This is a genomic window from Bradyrhizobium embrapense (assembly GCF_001189235.2).
Lineage (GTDB): Bacteria > Pseudomonadota > Alphaproteobacteria > Rhizobiales > Xanthobacteraceae > Bradyrhizobium > Bradyrhizobium embrapense.
Genome location: NZ_LFIP02000001.1, coordinates 1,540,327 through 1,556,835, shown reverse-complemented (window position 1 = coordinate 1,556,835; position 16,509 = coordinate 1,540,327). Strand labels below are relative to the sequence as shown.

The following is a 16,509-nucleotide window of genomic DNA, read 5'->3' as shown; positions in this document are numbered from 1 at the left end:
GGGCGGAAAGCTTCATGAAGACCCTCAAGCAAGAGGAGGTCGACGGCCAGACCTACCGCGATGCGCAACAGGCCAGAAATGCGATCGGCGCCTTCATCGAAGAGGTATACAATCGTCAACGGTTGCACTCGGCTTTGGCCTACCGGCCGCCAGCCGAGTTCGAGGCAAATTTACCGCATGGCGGGGCTGCTGCGCAGCAGCCCCGCCATGCGGCCCTAACCCGTCAACCCGCCGTGCCGCTTCAAGCGGCCGGCACCTGTCCCTGATTTACCGTGTCTCACATCAGGGGTGCAGTTCACGACACCGTCCCGGATTGCGCTCCGCTCCATCCGGGCTACGGCAGATGTGCGCGCCATGTTACAACCCGCCGCATGATTCCATGGGAAAAGATCGACACCGGGCGCATTCCCGGCACCGAAGGTGAACTGCGTCTGATGCGGCGAGGCCGCGAATTCTCGATCATGCTCGGCACCAACGAGCTGATGAACAGCCGTCTGTCGGGCTCGGAGGAGGCGCTGGCGACGCTTGCTGCGAAGAAGATCGAGCAGGTCGCAAAGCCGCATTTCCTGATCGGCGGCCTCGGCATGGGCTTTACGCTGCGGGCCGCGCTCAAAGTGCTCGGACCCGGAGCGAGAATTGTGGTGGCCGAACTGGTGCCGGCGGTGGTGGCCTGGGCAAGAGGCCCGATGGCGGAGATCTTCGGCGACAGCCTGAGCGATCCGCGCGTGAGCATCGAAGAGGTGGACGTTGCCGACGTGATCAGGCGCCATCCCTCGAGCTTCGATGCCATCCTGCTCGATGTCGACAACGGCCCCGAAGGCCTGACCCGCAAGGCCAATGACGGGCTGTACGATGTCGCCGGACTCAGGGCTGCGCACACCGCCTTGCGGCGCGGCGGCCTGCTTGCTGTCTGGTCGTCAGGGCCGAATGCGAAATTCCCCAAATCGCTGTCGCGGGCCGGATTTGCGGTCAACGAAATTGCCGTCCGCGCCACGGGCCGCGGCCGCGGCGTCCGCCACGTGATCTGGATCGCGGCCAAGGACTAGCGGGCATTTCGATGCGCTCATCATCCTGATCATATCATGTGTCCGGTGCGCCGGGCCGGCCAGACACGTGGATACGTTCAGAACATCGTGTTGTTGTTCGCCGGATTCTCCGGCACCGGCTGCACCACGTCCCAATGTTCGACGATCTTGCCGTCCTCGAGCTTGAAGATGTCGATGATCGCATTGCCGCGGGTGCCGGGCTCGCGCACGGCGTGGACGTGCAGGATCACGTAGTCGCCATCGACGAACGAGCGCTTGATCTCGCTGTGCGAGTTCGGAAACTTCTCGCGCAGGAAGCCGATGAACTTGCGGAAGCCTTCGGGCCCGTCCGCTGCGCCCGGATTGTGCTGGACGTAGCGGTTGCCAACATAGGCGAGCGCGGCGTCGGCGTCCTTCTGGTTCAACCCCTTTTCGTAGAAGGCCAGCACCGCCTTGCGGTTGGCTTCCTGCTGCGCCTCGCTGGTCGCGGCCATCGCAGCGGAAGACGCGAGCGCGAGGAGGAGAGCGGCAACGGCTGTCCGTGGCCTGAGAAGGGTCTTCATCTGGTAGCTCCCGGTGGCTGATGACGCGCGACCCGCGCGGTGCATCGCGCTGTCTACAGCCTCCGCGCGGCCGCCGGAAGAACGCACCCCCGGTTCACATGGTTACCAGAAGATACCTGCCTAGGCCGCCTTCGCCGCGGCCCCATGCGCGTGCTTGTCGATCGCGTCGATGATCTGCGGCCACATCGGGATCGGCAGCGCATGGCCCATGCCCTCGATCATCAGGAGTTTCGCTCCCGGGATCGAGACCGCGGTGTCCTTGCCGCCCTCGGGGTGCACCAGCGGATCGACGGTGCCGTGGATCACTAGCGTCGGCGCCTTGACGCTGCGCAAGCGCTCCTTGCGGCTACCCGAGGCGAGGATGGCGCGGAGCTGGCGGCCGACGCCCTCCGGATTGAGGCCACGCTCAAAGGTGCGCCGGGCGCGCTCGGGATCGAGCGCCTCATCTTCGGGGAACGAGCCGTTGCGCAGCACCTTCCAGGTCTGGCCGAACCGCACGAAATACTCCTCCTTGCTCTTCGGCGGCGGCGCCATCAGCACCGCGGTGGCCTCGCGGGTCGGACCCGGTATCTTCGGATTGCCCGTGGTCGACATGATCGAGGTCAGCGAGAGCACGCGCTCGGGAAAGGTGATCGCAACCTCCTGCGCGATCATGCCGCCCATCGAGGCGCCGACCAGATGCGCCTTGCGGATGCCGAGCGCATCCATCAATCCGATCGTGTCGCGCGCCATGTCGGCCAGCCGGTAGGGCGCTGCGACCGGAATCTTCAACAAGCGCAGCTTGAGCAGCTCGAGCGCGGTCAGCCGCTTGCCGCCGCTCATGCGGGAGGACTTGCCGATATCCCTGTTGTCGAACCGGATCACGCGAAAACCGCGCGCAGCAAGCCGGCGACAGAATTCGTCGTCCCAATGGATCATCTGGGCGCCGAGCCCCATGATCAGCAGCAGCGGCTCGGCATTCGCATCGCCAAATATCTCGTAGCAAATGTCTATGCCGTTGGCGCGGGTGAGTTGCGGCAACTGATGGGCGAGCGTGGTCACGGGCATCCTCTCCTGGATTCGCGGTCAGGAAGCTGCATGCTGCCATGGATTGACGCAGCGCAGAAGAGCTTCGACGTCGCCGGGCGCACGGCGCAGTTGACCGATCAGCGGCAACAGTGTCGTATGGCACAAACAAACGGAAGCGCGGCAAGCGCTCGCAATTGGTGTGGAGGAGGGCCGCATGGCCGACAAGGGCAACGACCCTGCCGTGATCTGGCAGACGATGATTGGCGAGATGGAGAAGGGGTTCAACTCCTTCGGCAACCAGTTGATGAGCTCGCCTGAATTCTCGAAGGTGATGAACCAGGCCGGCAGCGCTGCGGCCGGCGCGCAGAAGCAGCTCGGCGAACTGATGGAGAAATATCTGCTGGCGATGAACCTGCCGAGCCGGGCCCAGCTCGTCGGCATGGCCGAGCGTCTGCAGTCGATGGAGACCCAGCTCAACGAGATCAAGACGCTGCTGCAGCAGGTGCACCACAATTCGCTGGCGCCGGACGACGGCCACGGCGCAACGCCACGGCCGCCGCGCACGAGGCGCCCGCCATCGGAGGGAGACGGCAGATGAATGCTCCCACCTCCACCCCCTTTGATTTCGCCTCGATCTCCGAGCGGGTACAGTCCGAGGTGCAGCGCGCGATCCAGCGCAGCATCAAGGGTGTCGAGTATTTCTCGAGCTCCGGCCCCGAGCTCGGCTCGACGCCGAAGGACGTGCTGTATTCGCGCGGCACCATGAACCTCTATCACTACCGGCCGCAGGCCGACGAAGTCTATCGCGTGCCGGTCCTGATCGTGATGGCGACCACCAACCGCGGCTACATCCTCGATCTGGTGCCAGGGCAGAGCTTCATCGAATTCCTGCTGAAGCGCGGCTTCGACGTCTACATGCTGGACTGGACCGCGCCGAAGCCCGAGGAAAAATCGCTGCGCATGGAGGACTACGTCCTCGACTTCATCCCGGAATCGGTCCGCCGCGTGCAGCAGGACTCCGGTGAAAAGGACGTCTCTGTGATCGGCTATTGCTTCGGCGGCGTATTGTCCCTGCTCTATGGCTCGATCTTCAACGACGGACCGATGAAGAATTTGATCTGCTTCACCACGCCGATCGATTTCCGCGAGATGAAGCTGTTCTCGAACTTCGCCGACCGCCGCTACTTCGACGTCGACCGCCTGATCGACAGCACCGGCAATATGCCGCCCGAACTGATCCTGCAATCGTTCGACATGTTGCGGCCGGCCGCGCGCGTCGTCGGCCAGATCCAGCTCTGGGACAACATCTGGAACGACGAGTTCGTGAAGTCGTACCGGATGTTCGACCGCTGGGCGACCGATACGCTGCCGCTGGCGGGCGAATATTTCCGCGCCATCACCAAGGACCTGATGTGGGACAACAAGCTCTTCAACGACACCATGACGGTCGGCGGCCGCGCGGCCAAGCTTGCCGACATCAAGGTGCCGATCCTGCACGCGGTCGCCGAGCACGACCACATCGTGCCGTATGATGCGGCAAAGCACCTCATCACCAAGATCGGCTCCGAGGACAAGGAGGAGGTGATGCTGAAAGGCGGTCACGTCTCGCTGGTCGCCGGCGCCAACGCAATCAAGCGGCTGTGGCCGAAACTGGACTCCTGGCTGGGCAAGAGATCGACCTGAGAAGGGTCGACTAGTGTCCCGAATCCGAAGTTCGCATCATTTGCCGCACCTTCGGAGCGAACTTCGGATTCGATAAGGACACTAGCAAACTTGTGAATCTAGTGTGCTTTATGAATGCGAAGTTCGTGAAAGCGCCTGCCGCGAAATCGCACGAACTTCGCATTCAGCACACTTGAGAGAGATCGACATGACCGAACAACGTTCCTATCCGCGCCACGTCAAGACCGAGGCCGGCGACATCGAGTTCCGCCTGATGAGGCGGGCCGACGAGGCCGCGGTGCTGGCCTTCGCGCAGAAGCTACCGACGCATGATCTCTTGTTCCTGCCGCGCAACATCAGCCAGCCGAAGGTGCTGTCGGCCTGGATCAACGAGATCGAACGCGGCGACATCACGAGCTTGCTTGCGATCGAGGACGGCAGAGTGGTCGGCTGCGGCACCCTGGTGCGCGATCCGCACTCCTGGTCGCCACATGTCGGCGAGATCCGGATGGTGGTGTCAACAGACGTGCGCGGGCAGGGCGTCGGCCGGGCGCTGTCGCAGGAGACGTTCGCGATCGCCCTTGGCGCCGGGCTGGAGAAGTTCTCGGTGCAGATGACCGTCGACCAGCGGGCGGCGATCGCGCTGTTCGAGAGCCTCGGCTTCAAGGCGGAGGCCCTGCTGCGCGACCATGTCAGGGATGTCGAGGGCAAGACCCACGACATCGTCGTGCTCGGGCACAATGTGGCGCAGGTCCGGGCGCAAATGGAGGCATATGGGGTGCCCGGCGCGGTTGGAGGTGTCTAAATACCTCTAACTGCCGGTTCCAGAGGCAATCTGCCGGATATTCACGCTGTTCACAGGCTCGTGATATCGCGGTGCAACATTGATGTTGCGACGCACCATGAACTGTGGCACAACAGCCTTGCCCCGGGCCAAACCGGACGGGGTGAGCCCATAGCTCAAACCTGAGGATGGAGAGACCCCAATGACCACCGAAACCAATTCCGTGCTGAACAGCGTCAAGGAAGCCTTCGCGCCCGTCACCGAGGCGTTCACCAAGCTCCAGAACCTGGAAGTTCCGGAAGCCGCCCGTGAGTTCGTGAAGAAGCAGGCCGAGGCCGCCAAGACCCGTGCCGCCGACGCGTATGCCGGCTCCGAGAAGGTGACCAACGTGATCGAGACGGCTGTTGCCGGTTCGGTGACCGAAGCCGCCAAGATCAGCCGCAACATCCAGCAGGCGCTCTACCAGGACGCCGAGGCGTTCTTCGCCGGCATCGACAAGCTCGCTTCCGCCAAGTCGTTGAGCGAAGCTGCCCAGATCCAGTCGGACCTGGTCCGTGCGCGCGGCGAACTGTTCGTCTCGCGGGCGAAGGCCACCACCGAGTATCTCGGCAAGCTCGTCACCGACGGTGCGAAGACCGCGCAGGACAACTTCTCGAAGGTCTACAGCAAGACCGCCTGATCGCGCCTGCGCTGACCAACCGCCCTTTTCGAAGGCCCGCCATTTTGCGGGCCTTCTTTTTTGCGGTGCTTCTCATACATCGTTGATGCCGCGACTGCCGTCATTGCGAGGAGCAATAGCGACGAAGCAATCCATTTCTCCGCAAGCGGTGAAATGGATTGCTTCGCTCCGCTCGCAATGACGGCTAGTGTCCTGCCAGTGCGAGAACCCTTCGATCCCCATGACCCTTCCCGCCGCCCTCATCGCAACGCCCGTCGATGCCGAACGCGCCGCCGAACTGCGGCGCGTCAAGTGGCTGGCGACCGGCGTGCTGGCGGCAACCCTCGTCATCTTCATCGCAGCGAAGGCGCTGCTGCCGGTGCATCCCGCCTTCGGCTTCATCGCCGCCTTCGCCGAGGCCGCGACCATCGGCGGGCTCGCCGACTGGTATGCCGTCGTCGCCCTGTTCAAGCGGCCGCTGGGGCTGCCGATCCCGCACACCGCGATCATCCAGAGCAACCAGGCGCGCATCGCCGAGAAGCTTGGCGAATTCATCGAGAACAATTTCCTGGAATCCGGCCCCGTAGAGGCCAAGCTGCGCGAGATCGATTTCGGCAGCTTCATTGCCGACTGGCTGCGCGACCGCAAGCGTTCGGAGGATCTCGCCCGCTTCGTGCTGCGGATGCTGCCCGAAGCGTTTGCGGCGACCGAGAGCTCGGGCCTGATGCAGTTCATCAGCCGCCGCGTTACGACGCAGGTGCTCTCGATCGACCTTGCGCCGCTCGCGGCCGGCGCGTTGCGCGGCTTCGTGCAGGAGGGCAAGCATGGCGGCCTGCTCGACGACCTCTTGCGCGTGCTGCACCAGACGCTGACGCAGAAGGAGACAATGACGGTGATCCGCGACAAGGTCCGCGCGGAAATGCCGACGCTGCTGAGACTCTATCGCGCCGACAAGTTCGTGGTGAACCGGATCATCGCCTCGGCCACCAAGTTCTTCGAGGAGGTGCGCAACGATCCGCAGCATCCGTTCCGCGGCGAGTTCGACCGCATGCTGCTGTCGTTCGTCGATCGGCTCGGCAGCGACAAGTCGTTCGCCGATCGCATCGACGGCCTCAAGCGCGACCTGATGGCGCGGCCGGAGCTTGCCAAGCTCGGACGCACGATCTGGGCCAACGTCAAGGATTTCATTGAGCGCAGCGCCTCAGGCGAGTCGCAGGTGCTGCAGCATCAGCTGGCGCGGATGTTCGTCGAGGCCGGCGACGCGCTCGACGGCGACGCCGAGCTGCGCACCGAAATCAACCAGGGCCTGGTCGCGATCCTGCGCACCGTCGTTGCCGAGCAGAAGAGCGGCGTCTCGAGCTTCATCGCCGACCAGATGAAGAGCTGGGACATGGAGCAATTGATCTCGCTGATCGAGGTCAATGTCGGCAAGGATTTGCAATACATCCGCTTCAACGGCTCGCTGATCGGCGGGCTTGCCGGTTTGGCGCTTTACACGCTGGAATACGTGCTGCGGCTGCTGTGACCGATTGGGCACGCAAGTGACTTTAGTTGTGGCAAGTGTGACCTGGGCCGCTTGCACGAAAGTGATCGGTTCCCTAGCTTTTCAAGGTTGATTGTTGCGTTGCGGAACGATTCCGCCGGGTTTGCGTCAATCCAATTGACCCATCCTGTTGATCCCATTGCCGGCCGCGGAGACGTCGTGCCGGAAGAGGAGTTGAAATGTCCCTTGCTGCGCAGACGCTACGCCCGCCGTCCAGGACGCTGATGTTCCTGGAAGGCCGCGCCATTCACGAGCTCGGTGCCTTTCTTGGTGCATTGCCGCTGCTGAGCCTTGCGCCGCGCGGCGATGGGCATCCGGTGCTGGTGCTGCCCGGGCTGATTGCCTCCGACATGTCCACGCGCCCGCTGCGCGACTTCCTCAAGAGCAAGGGCTACGCCGTCAGCGGCTGGCGCCAGGGCCGCAACCTCGGGCTTCGCGCCGGCGTGCAGGACGGGATGGTCGATCTGCTGCAGGAGATGAATGAGACCAGCGGCCGCAAGGTCTCGGTGGTCGGCTGGAGCCTCGGCGGCCTCTATGCGCGCCAGCTCGCCAAGATGATGCCGGAGCGCGTGCGCCAGGTGATCACCCTCGGCAGCCCGTTTGCCGCGGGACCGAGATCTACCAACGCCTGGCGCGTCTACGAGATGGCCAGCGGCCGCCGTGCCGACGAAGAGGACCAGCGTTTCGGCGGCTCGCTCGCCAGCGCACCGCCGGTGCCGACCACCGCGATCTTCAGCCGCACCGACGGCGTCTGCGCCTGGCAGGGCTGCCGCGAGCAGGCCTCGTCGATGACCGACAGCATCGAGGTCGAGAGCAGCCATTGCGGCATGGGCCATCATCCGGCCGTGGTCTATGCGGTCGCCGATCGCCTCGCACAGAAGGACGGCGAGTGGGGGCCGTTCGATCGCAGCGGCTGGCGCAGCCTGGTCTATCCGGATCCGAACCGCTGAGTCTTCTTTCCTTGCCTCGCCCCGCTTGCGGGGAGAGGCTAGCTCAGGCGGCTGCATTGTCGTTCCTCGACAAAACGCGCTATGCGTTGCGCATGCCACAGCCGCTTGCCCGCATCGTCGATCAGCTGAAGCGCGAGCCGTCGCGCACCGGCTCGATCATCATCACCGTGTTCGGCGATGCCATCGTGCCGCGCGGCGGCTCGGTGTGGCTCGGCACGCTGCTGGAATTCTTCAAGTCGCTCGACATCGACGGCAACGTGGTGCGCACCGCGATGTCGCGGCTTGCGGCCGACGGCTGGCTCGAGCGCAGCAAGGTCGGTCGCAACAGTTTCTACCGCTTGAATGCCAAGGGCCGGCAGACCTTCGACACCGCAACGCGGCACATCTACGATCCGCCGCCATCGGACTGGACCGGGCGCTTCGAACTGCTGTTGATCGGCAACGCCGAGGATCGCGACGCCGCGCGCGAGGCGTTGAAGAATGCCGGCTTCGGCAGCCCGCTGCCGGGCGTGTGGGTCGCGCCGTCGGGCGCGCCGATCCCCGATGAAGCCTCGCGCGCGATCCGTCTCGAAGTCTCCGCGGAAGACGACAGCGGGCGTCGGCTGCTCAGCGAGAGCTGGCCGCTCGATCGCACCGCGGACGCCTATCTGAAGTTCATGAAGACGTTCGAGCCGCTGCACGGCTCGATCACAAGAGGCGAGAATCTGAGCGATGCCGACGCCTTCACCGCGCGCATCCTGCTGATCCACCATTACCGCCGGGTCGTGCTGCGCGATCCGCTGCTGCCCTATCAGCTGCTGCCGAAGGATTGGCCGGGCAGGGCGGCGCGCAGGCTCTGCGGCGAGATCTATCGCGGGCTGCTTCCGCTGTCGGAGCAATGGCTTGACGACCACGCAACCAACGAGGACGGGCCGCTGCCGAAGCCCAACGGGGCCGTGGCGCGGCGGTTTGAGGATGGGTGAACATATTACAGAAATATCTTGCATTCTGAAATTTGTGTTATATATTTCCACCTAACAACGCACTGGGAGGTCGGCCATGTACACGCAGGCGCTCAACTCATCCGACGGCGACGATCGCGGCGTCGAGGATGTCGCCCATGCCAGTCAGTTCCAGGCCCGCATCGATGCCGACGAGCGCATCGAGCCGAACGACTGGATGCCCGCGGCCTACCGCAAGACGCTGACCCGGCAGATTTCCCAACACGCCCATTCCGAAATCGTCGGCATGCTGCCCGAAGGCAACTGGATTACCCGCGCGCCGTCGCTGCGCCGCAAGGCCGCGCTGCTCGCCAAGGTGCAGGACGAATGCGGCCACGGCCTCTATCTCTACGCCGCCGCCGAGACGCTCGGCACCTCGCGCGAAGAGCTCGTCGACGCGATGCTCGCGGGCAAGGCGAAATATTCCTCGATCTTCAATTACCCGACCCTGACCTGGGCCGACATCGGCACCATCGGCTGGTTGGTCGACGGCGCCGCGATCATGAACCAGATCCCGCTGTGCCGCTGCTCCTATGGCCCCTATGCGCGCGCGATGATCCGCGTCTGCAAGGAAGAGTCATTCCATCAGCGCCAGGGTTTCGAGATCATGGTGACGCTGTGCCGCGGCACAGCGGAGCAGAAGGCGATGGCGCAGAACGCGCTCGATCGCTGGTGGTGGCCGGTGCTGATGATGTTCGGCCCGCCGGACCAGGTCAGCCAGCACAGCGACACCTCGACCAAGTGGAAGATCAAGCGCTTCTCCAACGACGAGCTGCGCCAGAAATTCATCGACGCCACCGTGCCGCAGGCCGAGTTCCTCGGGCTCAAGATCCCCGATCCCGGCATGAAGCAGAACGAGAACGGCAATTGGGTGCACAGCCCGATCGACTGGGACGAGTTCAAGCAGGTGCTGGCCGGCAACGGCCCCTGCAACCGCGACCGCCTTGCCGCGCGCCGCAAGGCGCATGACGAAGGCGCCTGGGTTCGCGAGGCGGCTGCGGCCTATGCCGAGAAGCGCAAGAGCCGCCGGCTCGCGCAAGCCGCAGAATAAGGAGCGCTCGAGATGGCCACGCCGAACACCCCGCTCTGGGAAGTCTTCATCCGCAGCCGCAACGGACTTGCGCACAAGCATGTCGGCTCGCTGCACGCGGCGGACTCGACGCTGGCGCTGCAAGCCGCGCGCGACATCTACACCCGCCGCGGCGAGGGGCTGTCGATCTGGGTGGTGCCCTCGAATGCGATCACCGCGTCCGATCCGTCCGAGAAGGGCATGATGTTCGAGCCGGCGGAATCCAAGATTTACCGCCACCCGACCTTCTACGACGTTCCCGACGAAGTCGGGCATATGTGACGGCGCCTCCGCTCGTCATTGCGAGCGCAGCGAAGCAATCCATCGGGCCGCGAAGCAACAAGCAAGCATGGATGCTTCGCTGCGCTCGCAATGACGGCTGAACAGCGAGTTGAAAAGATGGCAACCGCCAACATCGAAGTCTCCGAAACGCCGCTGGTGCTCTACGCGCTGCGCCGCGCCGACGACGCGCTGATCCTCGGCCATCGGCTGTCCGAATGGTGCGGCCATGCGCCGGCGCTGGAGGAGGACATGGCGCTCGCCAATATGGGGCTCGACCTGCTCGGCCAGGCCCGCGAGCTCTACAGCTACGCGGCCAAGGTCGAGGGCCGTGGCAACGACGAGGACAAGTTCGCCTATCTGCGCGACGTCCGGCAGTACCGCAATCTGCTGCTGGTCGAGCAGCCGAACGGCGATTTCGCCCGCACCATGGTGCGGCAGTTCTTCTACGCGGTGTTCGCCGATCTCTACTGGCGCGCGATGATGGCATCCAACGATCCGACGCTCGCTGCGATCGCGGCGAAATCGGAGAAGGAGAGCGCCTATCATGTCAGGCACTCGTCGGAATGGATCGTCCGTCTCGGCGACGGCACCGCGGAGAGCCATCGCCGCGCGCAGAATGCGATCGACGATCTCTGGGCCTATACCGGCGAGATGTTCGCGGTCGATGACGGCGAGCGCGGCCTGATCGACGCCGGCATCGCGATCGATCCTGCAACGCTGAAGCCGCGCTGGCTGAAGACCGTGACCGGCATCGTCAACGAGGCGACGCTGGCGCTGCCGAACAGCGACTGGATGCAGCAAGGCGGCCGCTCTGGCAGCCACAGCGAGCATCTCGGCCATCTCCTCAGCGAACTGCAGTCGCTGCAGCGGACGTTCCCGGGGGCGACATGGTGACCGTTGCGCTCAGCGATGCCGATCTGCGCCGGCGCGCCTGGCACGCGGCTGCGCAGGTGGTCGATCCCGAAATTCCTGTATTGACGATCGCCGATCTCGGCGTGCTGCGCGATGTCGCGGTCCATGACGGCCATGTCGAGGTCGCGATCACGCCGACCTATTCCGGCTGTCCTGCCATGAACATGATCGCGCTCGAGATCGAGCTCGCGCTGGAGCGCGAGGGCATTCATGCGCCGAAGGTCCGCACCGTGCTCTCGCCGGCCTGGACCACCGACTGGATGAGCGATGACGGCCGCCGTAAGCTGAAGGAGTACGGCATCGCGCCGCCGCAGCCCGGCTCCTCGCGCCGCGCGCTGTTCGGCGAGCAGCAGGTCGCATGCCCGCAATGCGGCTCTGTTGATACCGAACTGCTGTCCGAATTCGGCTCGACCTCCTGCAAGGCGCTTTGGCGTTGCAAGAGCTGCCGTGAACCCTTCGACTACTTCAAGTGTCATTGACCATGTCGACACCAAGATTCCACCGACTGTCCGTCAGCGATCTGCGCCGCGAGGCGTCCGACGCAATCTCGATGACCTTTGCGATCCCCGACGATCTGCAAGGCGATTATCGTTTCACGCCCGGCCAGTACCTGACCTTGCGCACCACGATGGACGGCGAGGAGGTTCGCCGCTCCTACTCGATCTGCTCGGGCCCCGACGACGGCGAACTGCGCATCGCGGTGAAGAAGGTCGACGGCGGTGCATTCTCGAACTGGGCCGCCGACGAGCTGAAGGCCGGCGATGAGCTCGATGTGATGACGCCGACCGGCCGCTTCGGCGTCGCCCACGCACCCGGCGAAGCGCGGACCTATGTCGGCTTCGCCGCCGGCAGCGGCATCACGCCAATCCTCTCGATCATCAAGGGCGTGCTGGCGCGCGAGCCGGACAGCCGCTTCTTCCTGTTCTACGGCAACCGCACCACCGAAGGCGTCATGTTCCGCGAGGCGCTGGAGGAGCTGAAGGACCGCTTCATGCAACGGCTGTCGGTGTTCCACGTCATCTCGGGCGAGGAGCAGGACATCCCGATCCTGCACGGCCGGCTCGACGGCGAGAAGGTGCGGGTGCTGCTGCGCTCGCTGGTGCCGGCCGCAACGGTCGATCACGTCTTCGTCTGCGGCCCTGCCGCGATGAGCGAGACCATCGAGGCGACCTGCCGCGAAATCGGCATCGCCGACGAGCGCATCCATGTCGAGCGCTTCGTCTCGGAGTTCGGCGGCAAGCCGCGAGCGAAGGTCGTCGTCCCGGCCGGAGCGCCGCCCAAGGCGATCGCCTCCCTGATCATCGACGGCAAGCGCCGCGAGGTCCCGGTCGCCGACGGCGAGTCGATCCTCGACGCCGCGCTGCGCGCCGGCATGGACCTGCCGTTCGCCTGCAAGGGCGGCATGTGCTCGACCTGCCGCGCCAAGCTGGTCGAAGGCGAGGCGCCGATGGACCTGAACTATTCGCTGGAGCCGTGGGAGCTGAAGGCCGGGTTCATCCTCACCTGCCAGGCCAAGCCCTGCTCCGGCAAGGTCGTGGTCGATTACGACCACGTCTAATTGTTTCTGCGCGTTGACACTCAAGGTGTCGCGCCCAACACTAGCTTAACGCCAAGAGGCCCTTAGCAAACGGGCCCGCGCATAGGGAGTTCGATGTGAACGTCAAGGCAACGCTATCGCCGGAAGATATCGCCCGCGCCTGCGCGGATGCGATGTGGAAGGAAGACGACGCCAGCAAGGGCCTCGGCATGGAGCTGGTCGAGATCAAGCCGGGGCAGGCCATGATGGCGATGACGGTGCAGCCGCACATGGTCAACGGCCAGCGCATCTGCCATGGCGGCTACATCTTCACGCTGGCGGATTCCGCCTTCGCGTTTGCCTGCAACAGCCGCAACGACCGTGCGGTGGCGGCGCAGGGCAACATCACTTTCATCCGGCCCGGCAAGCTCGGCGATCGCCTGGTGGCGACCGCGCGCGAGATCTCGCGCAGCGGCCGGTCGGGAATCTACGACGTACGCGTCACCGCCGGCGACAGCGTGATCGCCGAATTCCGCGGACATTCGCGGGTGATACCCGGCACCTGGCTGCCGGACACCGACATCAAGGCATAAGGCTTCAGGGGAAACGTCGATGGCAACGGCAAAGACGGTCAAGGATAGCGGCTATCACGCCGAGCTCGATGCGGCCGAACGCGCCTCGCGCGACGAGATCATGGCGCTGCAGACCAGACGGCTCGCCTGGTCGCTCAAGCACGCCTATGACAATGTCGCGCACTACAAAAAGACCTTCGACGCGGCGGGCGTGCATCCGACGGACTTCAAGCAGCTTTCCGATCTCGGAAAATTTCCGTTCACGGTGAAGACCGATCTGCGCGACAATTACCCCTTCAACATGTTCGCGGTGCCGCGCGAGCAATTGGTGCGGGTCCATGCCTCCTCGGGGACAACAGGCAAGCCGATCGTGGTCGGCTACACCAAAGCCGACATCGACACCTGGGCGGATGTGATGGCGCGCTCGATCCGCGCCGCCGGCGGCCGCACCGGCATGCTGATGCACAACGCCTATGGCTACGGCCTGTTCACCGGCGGCTTAGGTGCGCATTACGGCGCCGAGCGGCTCGGCTGCACGGTGATCCCGATCTCCGGCGGCATGACCGAGCGGCAGGTGCAGCTGATCAACGACTTCCGGCCCGACATCATCACGGTGACGCCGAGCTACATGCTGGCGATCCTCGACGAGTTCAAGCGGCAGGGGTTCGACCCGCGCAAATCGTCGCTGAAGTTCGGCATCTTTGGCGCCGAGCCCTGGACCAACGCGATGCGCGTCGAGATCGAGCAGGCGTTCGACATGGACGCCACCGATATCTACGGCCTGTCCGAGGTGATCGGCCCCGGCGTCGCGCAGGAATGCGTGGAGACCAAGGACGGCCTGCATATCTGGGAGGATCACTTCTATCCGGAGGTGATCGATCCGCTGACCGGCAAGGTCTTGCCCGACGGCGAGAAGGGCGAACTGGTGTTCACCTCGCTGACCAAGGAAGGCTTTCCGATCATCCGCTACCGCACCCGCGACCTGACGCGGTTGCTGCCCGGCACGGCGCGGCCCGGCATGCGGCGGATGGAGAAGGTGACCGGCCGTTCCGACGACATGATCATCCTGCGCGGCGTCAACGTGTTCCCGACCCAGATCGAGGAAGCGCTGCTGGCGACCGACTGGTGCGGCGGTCATTTCGTCATCGAGCTGACCCGCGAGGGCCGCATGGACGAGATGACGGTGCTCGCCGAAGCCCGGCCGGAGAGCTGGGACGGCGAAGGGCTCGTCGCGCACGCCGAGAAGGTCTCCGCCTTCATCAAGAACACGATCGGCATCTCCACCCGCGTCCGCGTCGTCGCGCCCGAGACGCTGGAACGCTCGCTCGGCAAGGCGAAACGTGTTTACGACAAGCGGCCGAAGGATTAGCTCTATCCCCTCATGGTGAGGAGGCGCGCAGCGCCGTCTCGAACCATGAGGCCCGTTCGTGGCCTCATCCTTCGAGACACCGCTTCGCGGCTCCTCAGGATGAGGGGAGAGAGCGAGTGATCAGGAGCGGAAATGTCCGAGGGCGGCGCGCTTCTCTACATCCTCCGATGCGCTGATGGGAGTTTCTATATCGGCACCACCCGGACGGCGCTTGAAATCAGGGTGGCTCAGCACAATGCTGGCTCACTCGGGGGCTACACCGCGACGCGTCGCCCGGTGACTTTGGTGTTCTCTCAATGGTTCGATCGCACAACGGATGCAATCGAAAATGAGCGCAAGCTCAAGAAATGGAGCCGCGCGAAGAAGGAAGCCTTTGTGAAAGGCGACTTCGCAGCTCTTCGCCAGCTCTCCGCTCGGCGCTCCAAACATCCGACCAAGCATTCCGCAACGCGCTAGCCGCTGCCCCTCTTGAACTAATTGCTTAATTCGGTAGTTACGGGAAAAGCTGTCATGGTATCGATCCATGCGGCCCCCAGATGCCGTCAGTTGTGCGAGCCGGAGCCCTTGATGCCTATCCCTGAACCTCATGGTCGCCCGGTCGAAGCGCGCTGTGTCCGGCTGCTGGCCAAGGCGGAGAACGCGGCAGCGGTCGCGCCGGTGATCGAAAGGCACGCGCTGTCGCGCGGCGCCGACGATCTGCTCATCGAGGTGAAGGCCGCGGCGGTCAACCCGTCCGACGTCAAGGCCGCAACCGGGCTGATGCCCTACGCCGTGTTCCCACGCACCTCGGGCCGCGACTACGCCGGCGTTGTGATCGACGGCCCCGTTGAATTCATCGGGCGCGAGGTGTTCGGCTCGTCCGGCGACCTCGGCATCCGCCGCGACGGCACCCACGCCACGCATCTGGTGGTCGAGCAAGATGCCGTGGTGGAAAAGCCCGCCGGCATGTCCTGGGACGAAGCCGCGGGGATCGGCGTGCCCTTCGTCACTGCGATGGAAGGCCTGCGCCGCGCCGGTCTGCCGAAGGCGGGCGAGACCATGCTTGTCATGGGCGTCAACGGCAAGGTCGGCCAGGCCGCGGTGCAGATCGCAAGCTGGCACGGCGCGCGCGTGATCGGCGTGGTGCGCAAGCGCGAGCCTTATGAGGGCCACAGCAATGCGCCGGTCGAAGTGATCGATGCCTCTGCCACCGATGTCGCCGCGCGAGTGCGCGAACTCACTGGCGGCAAGGGCGCCGACATCGTCTACAACACGGTGGGGGACCCCTATTTCCAGGCCGCGCACAAGTCGTTGGCGCTGCGCGGCCGGCAGATCCTGATCGCCGCGGTCGACCGCATCGTGCAGTTCAACATCCTCGAATTCTATCGCGGACAGCACACCTATGTCGGTATCGACACGCTCGCGCTGTCGTCGGTTGCGACCGGCGAGGTGTTGCGCGAGCTCGCGCCGGGCTTCGCCGGCGGGCATCTGCAGCCTTTTCCGATCAAGCCGGGCGCGATCTATCCGCTGGAGCAGGCCAAGGCGGCGTTTGTTGCCGTGGCAGGCTCGTCGCGCGACCGCGTGATCTTGCGGCCATGAACGACCGTCATTGCGAGCGAAGCGAAGCAATCCATCGT

General features: G+C 64.6%; 20 protein-coding genes. 18 read left to right on the top strand and 2 right to left on the bottom strand.

Annotated elements, in window-relative coordinates:
• The coding region (locus AKN83_RS07415; protein ID WP_157113238.1) for an integrase core domain-containing protein at window positions 1-266 on the top strand (266 nt) is incomplete at its 5' end.
• 105 nt (window positions 267-371) lie between these two features.
• Window positions 372-1,046 (top strand): spermidine synthase, encoded by a 675-nt coding sequence (locus AKN83_RS07410; RefSeq protein ID WP_050404035.1) that lies wholly within the window; start codon window positions 372-374, stop codon window positions 1,044-1,046.
• Between the two features lie 77 nt (window positions 1,047-1,123).
• On the opposite strand, the gene AKN83_RS07405 is transcribed toward AKN83_RS07410, so the two are convergent.
• Window positions 1,124-1,519, bottom strand: a complete 396-nt coding sequence (locus AKN83_RS07405) for a nuclear transport factor 2 family protein (protein ID WP_430641505.1) — start codon at window positions 1,517-1,519, stop codon at window positions 1,124-1,126.
• Window positions 1,520-1,708: 189 nt separating this feature from the next.
• Window positions 1,709-2,635, bottom strand: a complete 927-nt coding sequence (locus AKN83_RS07400) for an alpha/beta fold hydrolase (RefSeq protein WP_157113237.1) — start codon at window positions 2,633-2,635, stop codon at window positions 1,709-1,711.
• Between the two features lie 175 nt (window positions 2,636-2,810).
• Here AKN83_RS07400 and AKN83_RS07395 point away from each other — a divergent pair, with 175 nt between their 5' ends.
• The 16 genes from AKN83_RS07395 to AKN83_RS07320 all read left to right on the top strand — a co-directional run bounded on the left by AKN83_RS07395 (window position 2,811) and on the right by AKN83_RS07320 (window position 16,471).
• On the top strand, window positions 2,811-3,194 hold the full coding sequence (locus AKN83_RS07395; RefSeq protein ID WP_050404033.1) for a hypothetical protein: 384 nt from the start codon (window positions 2,811-2,813) through the stop codon (window positions 3,192-3,194).
• The gene (locus tag AKN83_RS07390) at window positions 3,191-4,279 is read left to right on the top strand and encodes a PHA/PHB synthase family protein (RefSeq protein WP_050404032.1); all 1,089 of its coding nucleotides are present in this window, start codon (window positions 3,191-3,193) and stop codon (window positions 4,277-4,279) included. Before AKN83_RS07395 ends, AKN83_RS07390 begins: the two co-directional genes overlap by 4 nt.
• Before the next feature lie 187 nt (window positions 4,280-4,466).
• Window positions 4,467-5,063, top strand: a complete 597-nt coding sequence (locus AKN83_RS07385; protein WP_050404031.1) for a GNAT family N-acetyltransferase — start codon at window positions 4,467-4,469, stop codon at window positions 5,061-5,063.
• A 181-nt stretch (window positions 5,064-5,244) separates the two neighbouring features.
• Window positions 5,245-5,721 carry a phasin gene (locus AKN83_RS07380; RefSeq protein ID WP_050404030.1) on the top strand — a complete coding sequence of 159 codons (477 nt, stop codon included), beginning with the start codon at window positions 5,245-5,247 and terminating at the stop codon, window positions 5,719-5,721.
• Window positions 5,722-5,941: 220 nt separating this feature from the next.
• Window positions 5,942-7,225, top strand: a complete 1,284-nt coding sequence (locus tag AKN83_RS07375) for a DUF445 domain-containing protein (RefSeq protein ID WP_050404029.1) — start codon at window positions 5,942-5,944, stop codon at window positions 7,223-7,225.
• A gap of 197 nt (window positions 7,226-7,422) precedes the next feature.
• On the top strand, window positions 7,423-8,193 hold the full coding sequence (locus tag AKN83_RS07370; RefSeq protein WP_050404028.1) for an esterase/lipase family protein: 771 nt from the start codon (window positions 7,423-7,425) through the stop codon (window positions 8,191-8,193).
• 92 nt (window positions 8,194-8,285) lie between these two features.
• On the top strand, window positions 8,286-9,155 hold the full coding sequence (gene paaX, locus AKN83_RS07365; protein ID WP_050404038.1) for a phenylacetic acid degradation operon negative regulatory protein PaaX: 870 nt from the start codon (window positions 8,286-8,288) through the stop codon (window positions 9,153-9,155).
• 76 nt (window positions 9,156-9,231) lie between these two features.
• Entirely contained in the window at window positions 9,232-10,224 is a 993-nt protein-coding gene (paaA, locus tag AKN83_RS07360; RefSeq protein ID WP_050404027.1) for a 1,2-phenylacetyl-CoA epoxidase subunit PaaA, read from the top strand.
• Between the two features lie 12 nt (window positions 10,225-10,236).
• Window positions 10,237-10,524, top strand: a complete 288-nt coding sequence (gene paaB, locus AKN83_RS07355) for a 1,2-phenylacetyl-CoA epoxidase subunit PaaB (RefSeq protein WP_050404026.1) — start codon at window positions 10,237-10,239, stop codon at window positions 10,522-10,524.
• Between the two features lie 117 nt (window positions 10,525-10,641).
• The gene (gene paaC / locus AKN83_RS07350) at window positions 10,642-11,418 is read left to right on the top strand and encodes a 1,2-phenylacetyl-CoA epoxidase subunit PaaC (RefSeq protein WP_050404025.1); all 777 of its coding nucleotides are present in this window, start codon (window positions 10,642-10,644) and stop codon (window positions 11,416-11,418) included.
• Window positions 11,412-11,915: a 1,2-phenylacetyl-CoA epoxidase subunit PaaD gene (gene paaD, locus AKN83_RS07345; RefSeq protein ID WP_050404024.1), complete on the top strand. Its 504-nt coding sequence runs from the start codon at window positions 11,412-11,414 to the stop codon at window positions 11,913-11,915. The genes paaC and paaD overlap by 7 nt, the downstream gene beginning before the upstream one ends.
• A 2-nt stretch (window positions 11,916-11,917) precedes the next feature.
• Complete coding sequence (gene paaE / locus AKN83_RS07340) at window positions 11,918-12,994, top strand: 1,2-phenylacetyl-CoA epoxidase subunit PaaE (protein WP_050404023.1); 1,077 nt, start codon at window positions 11,918-11,920, stop codon at window positions 12,992-12,994.
• A 95-nt stretch (window positions 12,995-13,089) separates the two neighbouring features.
• Window positions 13,090-13,545 (top strand): hydroxyphenylacetyl-CoA thioesterase PaaI, encoded by a 456-nt coding sequence (gene paaI, locus AKN83_RS07335; protein WP_050404022.1) that lies wholly within the window; start codon window positions 13,090-13,092, stop codon window positions 13,543-13,545.
• 19 nt (window positions 13,546-13,564) lie between these two features.
• Complete coding sequence (paaK, locus tag AKN83_RS07330) at window positions 13,565-14,893, top strand: phenylacetate--CoA ligase PaaK (RefSeq protein ID WP_050404021.1); 1,329 nt, start codon at window positions 13,565-13,567, stop codon at window positions 14,891-14,893.
• A 132-nt stretch (window positions 14,894-15,025) separates the two neighbouring features.
• Window positions 15,026-15,349, top strand: coding sequence for a GIY-YIG nuclease family protein (locus tag AKN83_RS07325; protein WP_050404020.1), 324 nt, complete (start codon window positions 15,026-15,028; stop codon window positions 15,347-15,349).
• 111 nt (window positions 15,350-15,460) lie between these two features.
• Window positions 15,461-16,471 carry a quinone oxidoreductase family protein gene (locus tag AKN83_RS07320; protein WP_050404019.1) on the top strand — a complete coding sequence of 337 codons (1,011 nt, stop codon included), beginning with the start codon at window positions 15,461-15,463 and terminating at the stop codon, window positions 16,469-16,471.
• Window positions 16,472-16,509: the final 38 nt, after the last annotated feature.

Excerpts from the sequence above, each read along its gene's own strand:
- AKN83_RS07410 (WP_050404035.1), top strand. The coding sequence starts at position 372 with ATGATTCCATGGGAAAAGATCGACACCGGGCGCATTCCCGGCACCGAA.
- AKN83_RS07405 (WP_430641505.1), bottom strand. The coding sequence starts at position 1,519 with ATGGCCGCGACCAGCGAGGCGCAGCAGGAAGCCAACCGCAAGGCGGTG.
- AKN83_RS07400 (WP_157113237.1), bottom strand. The coding sequence starts at position 2,635 with ATGCCCGTGACCACGCTCGCCCATCAGTTGCCGCAACTCACCCGCGCC.
- AKN83_RS07395 (WP_050404033.1), top strand. The coding sequence starts at position 2,811 with ATGGCCGACAAGGGCAACGACCCTGCCGTGATCTGGCAGACGATGATT.
- AKN83_RS07390 (WP_050404032.1), top strand. The coding sequence starts at position 3,191 with ATGAATGCTCCCACCTCCACCCCCTTTGATTTCGCCTCGATCTCCGAG.
- AKN83_RS07385 (WP_050404031.1), top strand. The coding sequence starts at position 4,467 with ATGACCGAACAACGTTCCTATCCGCGCCACGTCAAGACCGAGGCCGGC.
- AKN83_RS07380 (WP_050404030.1), top strand. The coding sequence starts at position 5,245 with ATGACCACCGAAACCAATTCCGTGCTGAACAGCGTCAAGGAAGCCTTC.
- AKN83_RS07375 (WP_050404029.1), top strand. The coding sequence starts at position 5,942 with ATGACCCTTCCCGCCGCCCTCATCGCAACGCCCGTCGATGCCGAACGC.
- AKN83_RS07370 (WP_050404028.1), top strand. The coding sequence starts at position 7,423 with ATGTCCCTTGCTGCGCAGACGCTACGCCCGCCGTCCAGGACGCTGATG.
- paaX (WP_050404038.1), top strand. The coding sequence starts at position 8,286 with ATGCCACAGCCGCTTGCCCGCATCGTCGATCAGCTGAAGCGCGAGCCG.
- paaA (WP_050404027.1), top strand. The coding sequence starts at position 9,232 with ATGTACACGCAGGCGCTCAACTCATCCGACGGCGACGATCGCGGCGTC.
- paaB (WP_050404026.1), top strand. The coding sequence starts at position 10,237 with ATGGCCACGCCGAACACCCCGCTCTGGGAAGTCTTCATCCGCAGCCGC.
- paaC (WP_050404025.1), top strand. The coding sequence starts at position 10,642 with ATGGCAACCGCCAACATCGAAGTCTCCGAAACGCCGCTGGTGCTCTAC.
- paaD (WP_050404024.1), top strand. The coding sequence starts at position 11,412 with ATGGTGACCGTTGCGCTCAGCGATGCCGATCTGCGCCGGCGCGCCTGG.
- paaE (WP_050404023.1), top strand. The coding sequence starts at position 11,918 with ATGTCGACACCAAGATTCCACCGACTGTCCGTCAGCGATCTGCGCCGC.
- paaK (WP_050404021.1), top strand. The coding sequence starts at position 13,565 with ATGGCAACGGCAAAGACGGTCAAGGATAGCGGCTATCACGCCGAGCTC.
- AKN83_RS07325 (WP_050404020.1), top strand. The coding sequence starts at position 15,026 with ATGTCCGAGGGCGGCGCGCTTCTCTACATCCTCCGATGCGCTGATGGG.
- AKN83_RS07320 (WP_050404019.1), top strand. The coding sequence starts at position 15,461 with ATGCCTATCCCTGAACCTCATGGTCGCCCGGTCGAAGCGCGCTGTGTC.